The sequence below is a fragment of the Candidatus Cloacimonadota bacterium genome, from assembly GCA_012522635.1.
Lineage (GTDB): Bacteria > Cloacimonadota > Cloacimonadia > Cloacimonadales > Cloacimonadaceae > Syntrophosphaera.
The window spans coordinates 1-8227 of sequence record JAAYKA010000067.1 but is presented as its reverse complement, the minus strand read 5'-3'; the positions used below and the strand labels follow the sequence as shown (position 1 = coordinate 8227).

The 8227-nt window shown below is 50.8% G+C and carries 5 protein-coding genes; all 5 read right to left on the bottom strand.

Translation table 11 applies throughout. The features are described 5' to 3' along the window. Positions 1-2514 (bottom strand): VCBS repeat-containing protein (locus tag GX135_03895; GenBank protein NLN85234.1); only part of this gene is annotated, 2514 nt, incomplete at its 3' end. After that, positions 2511-3395: an Hsp33 family molecular chaperone HslO gene (locus GX135_03890; protein ID NLN85233.1), complete on the bottom strand. Its 885-nt coding sequence runs from the start codon at positions 3393-3395 to the stop codon at positions 2511-2513. The genes GX135_03895 and GX135_03890, both read right to left, overlap by 4 nt. Next, the gene (locus GX135_03885) at positions 3382-4830 is read right to left on the bottom strand and encodes a SpoIID/LytB domain-containing protein (protein NLN85232.1); all 1449 of its coding nucleotides are present in this window, start codon (positions 4828-4830) and stop codon (positions 3382-3384) included. The genes GX135_03890 and GX135_03885 overlap by 14 nt, the downstream gene beginning before the upstream one ends. A 159-nt stretch (positions 4831-4989) precedes the next feature. Next, positions 4990-6999, bottom strand: coding sequence for a methionine--tRNA ligase (gene metG, locus GX135_03880; protein ID NLN85231.1), 2010 nt, complete (start codon positions 6997-6999; stop codon positions 4990-4992). Further along, positions 6996-8168: an aspartate kinase gene (locus GX135_03875; GenBank protein NLN85230.1), complete on the bottom strand. Its 1173-nt coding sequence runs from the start codon at positions 8166-8168 to the stop codon at positions 6996-6998. The genes metG and GX135_03875 overlap by 4 nt, the downstream gene beginning before the upstream one ends. Positions 8169-8227: the final 59 nt, after the last annotated feature.

Below are 8227 nucleotides of genomic sequence, written 5' to 3'. Positions count from 1 at the left end.
CTTCACCCGGGTTCCAAAAGCGGGGGAATTCGGGTGGTTGGGATATTCGCTGGGGTCGGTGATTAAAATGACGCCTTCCTCGCTCCAGACGGGTTTAACGAACAGCGACTGGTTTTCGGTGGGAGTGCGGTTTAGCAGAATCTTGCTGCCATTTCCGCCGCAAACCACCAAGTCCAACAAGCCATCCCGGTCGAGGTCTGCGGTGGCGTTTCCCCAACCGTTAAAAACTCTGGCACCGCTCAGGAAAGTGATATCGGTAAAGGTTCCGTCTCCATTGTTGTGATAGAGGTAGGAGCGGTCGTTTTCATACACAGAGCTGATGAAGAGGTCTGGCAGGCCGTCGTTATCGGCATCAAACCAAAGTGGGTCGGAGTGCAGTTCGTCATAAGTGATGCCGGCTTCACGGGTGATGTCTGTAAATTGCCAAAAGCGCAAAGTGTCCCCCGCCACCACACGGAAACCGGGGCCATCGTTGCGCAAAAGCATGCTCACATCAGAAAATTCGATGTAACGTGGATGGGCAAGGTTGGCGATGAATAAATCGAGATCGCCATCGTTATCGATGTCTGCCCAGTCGGCACCGATGCTATGACCGAAATAGCCGTCTTTGAAATGTCCTGCCAAACCGTTTTGAGCGGCAATATCCCGATATTTGCCATCGGTCAATTCCCAGCAGAAATTGCGGTTGAGCCGATAGTTTGTCACCAGGATTTCCTGAATGCCATCGTTGTTGAAATCAGCCGGAGCCACGCCTCGTCCAGCCAATCCGGGTTGGGTGGCGTAGGGAGGATCCCAAAATCCGAGTTCTGAGCTGGCATCGCTGAAATAGCCCTCTTCATTTTTCCAAAAATAATCCTCAAATCCGGCACGGCTTTGCCACTTTTCATAGTTTGCGACGTAGAGGGAGGGATATCCACTTCCCTGCAAATCAATCCAGGTGGCGGCTTCGCTGGGAAAACCGTCATCAATATCGCCGGCGCGTTCATTTACTTTAACGAATCTTCCATCGCCCTGGTTTTTCATCAAGGCGTCGCCCACATCGTCGCTGTGGTGAGAAATGCTCACAAAATCCAGTAAGCCGTCACGGTTGAAATCCGCCCAAAGCCCGCCGCTGGATTTTAAGCGGCTGAGGTTTGCTTCTTCGCTGATGTTTTCAAAGCTCTGGCCTTCAAGATTGCGGTACAAAGCGCTGCCGTTGAAAAGAAGGTCCGACCAGCCATCGTTGTCGAAATCTCCAATGGCAATGCGGGAATAAGCAATATCGAAAGGATGTTCCTCAAAAATGATGCCTTCGTAGTTCATCAGGGCGCGAGCCCAATCCATAATCTCAAGATTCACGTCCAGTTTTTGGCGCAGGGTTTCCAAGGATTGCAGGCAAGGGTTCTCAAATTTGCGACGGGGCGAACCCAAGATTAAAGATTGAACATAGCTTTCAGCCGCTTCCAGCAGATAGTGTTGGTTGGAGCACAGGGAGAGAAGCCGACCTTTCCAATAGAGCAATTCCGCTTGTTCACCACGATCGTTATTGGCAAACTCAAGTTCATTGAGCTCATTTAAAAGTTGTACAAAATTGTCGTCTGGTTCAGGCAATAGAGCGCAGAGCTCTTCTTCATCGCCCCAGAACCCCAAAGTGGATAAAAGATAATAGTAGCTGGCTTTAACGCGGGTGAACCGCAGCCTGGTTTTCCATTCGACGGGGTCAAACAGGTCGTAAACGACGCGCGCGGAACCATTATCCTGATAATCTCGTAAAGCTTTATCCAACATATAGATGGTTTGATTCAAGACGAGCGCGTTGTCTGAACACTGGCGGCGGTAACCCGGACTCAGTAAATAGAGGGCGGAAATATAGAGGTGAACGCAGGAATCAAAAGCCTGGGCTTCGATGGCTTTGTCCATTTCAGCATAATTTCCGGTGGAAGAATGATGATAAAGTTTATAGTAATAAGCAGCTTGTCCCCAGTCCGATACAGGGAAGTTACGTTCAAAATCCGCAATCATGGCCAAAGCCAAAGAATCCGAACTCTCGACACTAATCTCATCAATCTTTTGACGAGCCAAGTCTTCGATGGCAGGGTTGAAACTGTCCAGGTGGCGAATCACTTCCAAAAGCTCCGCCTCGGGTGTGCCATAAAGCACGTGGTCCAGAAGCGCGCGTTCGTCCGGAGCGGTGAATTCATCCTGAAGCTTTAGTCTGGTTTCCTCGAAGCTGAAGCTGTCCAGATAGAAAAAATCTGCCAATCTCAGCCATTCCAGCGCGGCTTTCAGGTTGTGATGATTCAGCGCCAAAAGCTCATGACAGCGCAGTTCCAGCTCCCAGTCGCCTCCACGTTGGGCATATTCCAAGGCAAGCTCGATATCTTCAGGGTTTCCCTTCAAAAGCTCATCCACCTTGGTTTCGTGCTTTTCCAAAATGTCGAAAAACTCCCTGTCCAACAGCCATTTAAACTCTTCATGGCTGATGGCGAACAACAGCGTGCCAAATAGAAAAATGAACACAAGAATCCGTTTCATGGCCTGTTTTTCAGCTCGGTAATCAGTTTTTCCATGTCCTCGGGACTGAAATGGTAGCTCGCGTTGCAAAAATGGCAAACTGGGTCGATGCCATCTGCCATTTCCTGGAGTTCATCCAGTCCCAAAAGAAGCAGAGCCCGCTCAAACTTTTCTCGGGAGCAGTTGCATTTGTAGCGCAAATCCCCGGCGGGCTGCAGGTTCAGTTCCTGTTCTGGAATAACGAAACGGGTGATGATTTGCGGTAGAGAGAGCCCCATATCCATGAGGTCGGAAACGTTGGGGGTTTTTTGAAGCGCGGCGCTGATTTCATCCGCCAGAGCGGGATCAGCCTGGGGCAATTGTTGGATGATGAAACCGCCGGAAGCCCGCACCATCGCGTTTTGGTCAATCAAAACGCCCAGGTTCACAGCGGTGGGAACCTGTTCTGAAAGTTCGAAATAGTGAGCCAGGTTTTGGGCGAGTTCACCCTCGCTGAGTGGGGTGGTGCTGACGGTTGGTTTTTTGTTTGGATAGGCTCGGATCACGCTTAGGGTGCCTTTGCCCAAATTGCGGACGGGAAAGAAGTTTTCCTCCGCGTTGTCCAGCCAAAGCTGAGGCTGGAAGGCATATCCGCGCAAGTCGCCAGTTCCACTGCAAATCATCAAAGCTCCGCGCACGGGTCCATCACCTTCCAAACGCAGGGAAATTTCCGCTTCGGGAACCTTGAGATCCAGGCTCATCAAGGCTGTGGCGGATATCATTTTACCCAAAAGCAAGGTGTTGATGGGGGAGAGGTCGTGCAAATCCCGCGCCATCTGGGCAGTGTTTGTGGAATCCACCGCCAAAACCCGAAATTGTCCATCGTGGGCGGTTCCCCGCCAAAGCATATCATCGTGTGCCATATTCCATCCAGTTTCCCCAGACTCTCGTTCCGGGGTAATAATGTGTTAAAATCTCATCGTAATCGCGTCCTTCCCGCGCCATGCGCAAAGCGCCAATCTGACACATTCCGACGCCATGACCGGAGCCGCGTCCCTTCAAGGTGAGGGTTCCTTTCGGATAGATTACCACGCGGCCATGATCATCCTCCACAAAAGATCCCTGAATGTAGAAAAAAGAAGAGCGAACGTTGTCAAAAGCCTGGCGAATTTTGTATTCGCTGGTGAGACGAACGGTTTTATTTCCGTAAAAAGTGATGTCGATAATACGCCCGGATTCACCACGGCGATTGATTACCAGATGATCCAGCCTACTGAGCCCCAAATTCTTGGCCAGTTGATTTGAGCTGATTTCTTTGGTCCAGGAAAGAGCGCTGTTTTCCCAAGACGAGCCGCCTTGAACCAGAGCCATATCTGTAATCCAATGTCTGGCTTGGCTTTCATCACTAAAATCCCAGGAAGCTGCTTCAGAAAAACATTCCACACCCACCAAATGTGGCATGGTGTCTCCGCCCCAGATATTGCCGCAGGAATCGGTTTTCCCACCACAGGCGCTGTGATAGGTGGTGTCCGCAATGCGACCACCCAGGATGAGAACCTGGTTCTGGGTGGAAAACACCGCTTCCCGAACAGCGTCGTTTTGTTGGTGTTTACCCTTGTAAACCTGGCAGTGGGTGGTGTTGCAGAGGTCATAGCCGTCATTTTTATGCCGATTGTTCAAAAGCAGCCCCAGAGCGTGCGTGCGAGCAGCCACAGCCTGAGCTTTCAAGGCTTCCAGCGGCGCGCTGGGACCAATCTCGTTGGGAACCACCCCAGCCACATATTCATCCAGGGCCACAAGGTGCGTGACCACCAGGTTTGAACCCACAATCTTGAGCACAAACTCACCGCTGAAACCAAGTTTTACCCCACCTAAAAAGATGGGCTGTGAGCTTGTAAAATGCAGAGGTGTTTCCAGATAGGTTTTGCTGCCTCCAGCGCCATTCACACAAATGGTGGGGCTTTGCAGAGGCAGAGCGGTGATTTGTTTTTCGTTTTTTTGGTTGGCTTTGGTCCAGGCAAGCGCAGAAGCTTTATCCGAAAAACTATTTGAATCGAACACCAGATTTTCACGTAGGATTACCAGCGAAGAATCCTGCCACTTGAAGCTTTCGCGCAAATATCCGTCAGAATCATCGCTCCAGGGCTCCACCCGTTCCAGATAGCCCCAATTCATCATGGTGGCGGGGTTTTCCAAGGAAATATTCAAAGGGGTATGCAAAATCCTGGATACAGGCGAATCCGCTTCGTTGAAGCCTATTTCGGCAATTCCACTTTCCGCGGTCAGAGCAATCTTTTGTCCCGAGCAAAGTAAAACCTCGATGAACAGCTCGCCATCCTGATACGCGGCAGCGTTCAAGCCGGAAAGAGTCAGAAGAAAAAAGCTGATGAATAGATAAAGAATAAGGTTACCAGAACATTTGCTTGAACCGGTGCTTGAAGTTGGAATCGTGCGACTTTCAAGTCGAAATCCCAGACCTGATGTCCCACACCGGAAATCTGACAACAAAAACACCACTCACCTGACAGAGGAACCGGGTGGACAGGGTTTATCCGGGGAAAGCAGAGCCAATCCTTGTCCGGTATCCACAGCCAGAATCATGCCCTGGGATTGGACTCCCCGAATGGTTTTGGGCTCCAAATTCACCAACATCAGCACTTCTTTTCCAATGATATCCTGAGGCTGATAATGTTCCGCGATGCCGGCAACGAGCTCTCTCTGCTGATTTCCGATATCCACTTTCAGATGCAGCAGCTTGTTGGTCTTTTTCACCGGAGCCGCTTCCAGAATCTTCGCCATTCTCAGGTCCAGCTTGGCAAAATCGTCGTAGGAAATGAGTTCTTTGATGGGTTCCGTCTCATCTTTGGTTTCACCTGAGCCTTGCCGCAAGCTCTCAATCTCTCTTTCGATGACGGCATCTTCCAATTTGAAGAAAAGCGGTTGCGCTTCGCTGAGTTCATAATCCGCTTGCAGATCCGGTTTTTCCCAGTTACGCAAAGCTTCCAGCCCCATCATCAGGCGCAGGCGATCCATGCTTTTGGGCATGATGGGATAAAGCGCCACAGACGCCAGACGCAACAGGCTGATGCAGACCCAAAGTGTTTCCTCCACCTGTTTGGGGTTTTCCTTGATTTGCACCCAGGGTTTGCGTTCGTCAAAAAAGCGGTTGCCGATGCGGGCGATATCGATACCGAGGCGGGAATTGTTTTTCACCTGATATTCACGGTAACCGGCGTCAATTTGCTCAAAAATGCGCTCAGCTTCATTCAAAACCGTCTTCGCATCCTCGCTCAAGTCCGGATGAGCAATTTTCCCGGCGAAATTCTTCCATGAAAAAGCGAAAACACGGTTTGCCAAATTACCCAAAACGTTGTTCAGGTCTCCATTTATCTTTTGCTGAAAATCCCGGAAGGAGAAATCGCTGTCACCTTTTTCCGGCGCGTTGCAGGCCAGGTAATAGCGCAGGTAGTCGGCGGGGAATTTCTGGGCGAATTCATCCACCCAGATTGCCCAGTTGTTGCTGGTGGAAATCTTTTGCCCTTCCAGGTTCATAAATTCGTTGGCTGGAATATCGTGAGGGAGGCAATAGCTGTGTTTTTGACCCATCAACACAGCCGGCCAGATGAGAGCGTGGAAGATGATGTTATCCTTGCCGATGAAATGAACCAGCCTCGTTTCGGGGTCGAGCCAATAGTCTTTCCAGCGTTCCGGTTCGCCAATTTTTTCCGCCCATTCGATGGTGGAAGAGATATATCCAACCGGGGCCTCGAACCAAACGTAGAGCACCTTGTCTTCAGCTTCTTTCAGCGGAACCGGCACTCCCCAGCTCAAATCACGGGTGATGGGACGCTCCACCAAACCTTGTTCCAACAGGTTCAACATGAAGTTGCGGACGTTTTCCTTCCAATAATCCTTGGTGGCAATCCAGCGTTCCAGCTTTTCGCTGAAGTCGTTCAATTGCAAATACCAATGGGTCGTTTCGCGGATGACGGGCTCGTTTCCGCAAATCTTGCAGCGGGGCTCGATGATGGTTGTGGTTTCATATATCTGACCACAACTGTCACATTGGTCACCACGTGCTCCGGGAGTCTGGCAGCGAGGGCAGATTCCCTCCACATACCTATCCGGCAAAAACCGTTTATCATGTTCACAGTAGAATTGGCGGGTAACACGGGGAATGACGTGCCCCTCATCGTAAAGCGCGCTGAAAAACTCCTGTGAAAGCTTGTGATGAGCCGGCCTGGCGGTTCCGGAAAAATTATCAAAATTGATATCCAGGGAGTCGAACGCCGCTTTTATCGAGGCGTGATAATGCTGCACCACCTCGAGGGGGCTAATCCCCTCTTTGTCCGCGGAAATGGAAATGGGGGTACCATGTTCGTCTGTGCCGCAAATATAGATTACATCTTCATTGTGCAGCCTCAGCCATCTCACAAAAATATCCGCCGGCAGATAGGCTCCGGCAACGTGACCAATGTGCAGCCTGCCGTTGGCGTAGGGAAGCGCGCTGGTAACCAAATATCTCATTGTTCATCTCCAAAAAAAGTATTGTGCAAGGCGCACAGGCAGTCCTGCGTTTGAACCGAAGGCAGCAACAGCCCGATGTTCAGATTGCCGGGAGCCACACGGAGGATTTGGAAATCCCCGCAGGCTTGAATCACCCGGTTCAGAATCTGTGGATCCGCCTCAATTCCCAGCCCCACGAGGGTGACCCAGCCCAAGCCTTCCTCACGGGCTTGGACCTCAATCCCATTTTGCTGCAGCAGAAGTTCCGTGTCGCTTTTATATTTGTTTTCGATAAAGATTTCCAGGCTATCCTGACGAATCTCATAGCGGAAAATCTCGATATGGGAACCAATGTTGAAGAGCTCCACCGCTTTTTCTGCGGGGAGAACCAGCCTCAAAAGCCCTTCCTTGTGGGTGATGGCAGTTATCTTTCTATTTTCCATGTGGGTTGAATTCCTTTTTATCTGATGGATGAGCGTGCCCTGGGCAAAACTGAAGGAACTCTTCAGCTCCACCGGGATGTTGAATCTTTGGGCAAATTCCACCGCCCTGGGGTGCAAAACTCTTGAGCCGCCATTTGCCAAAGCCAACATTTGGGAGTGGTCAATTTCTTTCAATAAACGGGCTTGGGGCACGATGCGTGGATCCGCGCTGAAAACGCCATCCACATCGCTGTAGATTTCACATTTTCCAGCCTCCAGATAGCAGGCCAGAGCAACCGCAGAGGTGTCGGAACCGCCCCTTCCCAGAGTGGTAATTTCCTTGGCTTGGCTAACGCCCTGGAAGCCAGCCACAATCACGATTTTTCCCTGCTCCAATTCCTGATTGATACGAAAGGCGTTCACTTCCAGGATGCGCGCGTTTCCGTGGCGATTATCTGTGATAATTCCGCTCTGCGAGCCTGTGAACGAGATGGAGGAAAGCCCTTCTTTTTGCAAGGATAGCGAAAGCAGAGCCATGCTGATGCGCTCCCCCGCGGTGAGCAGCATATCCAGCTCACGCCGGGAGGGGTGTTCACAAATCTGGTGTGCCAGTTCCATGAGGTCGTCAGTGGTCTTTGCCATGGCGGAAACCACCAGCACAAGTGAATCTCCCGCGCGCTTTTGCCGCGCGATGTTGTGGGCAATGTTTTGGATAAGTTCGATACTGCCCACGGAAGTACCGCCAAATTTCTTTACGATTATCGCCATAGCTTTGCAAAAAATCCGAATTCTTGCCTTCTGTCAAGGCATTTTTTTTCTCCCCTGCG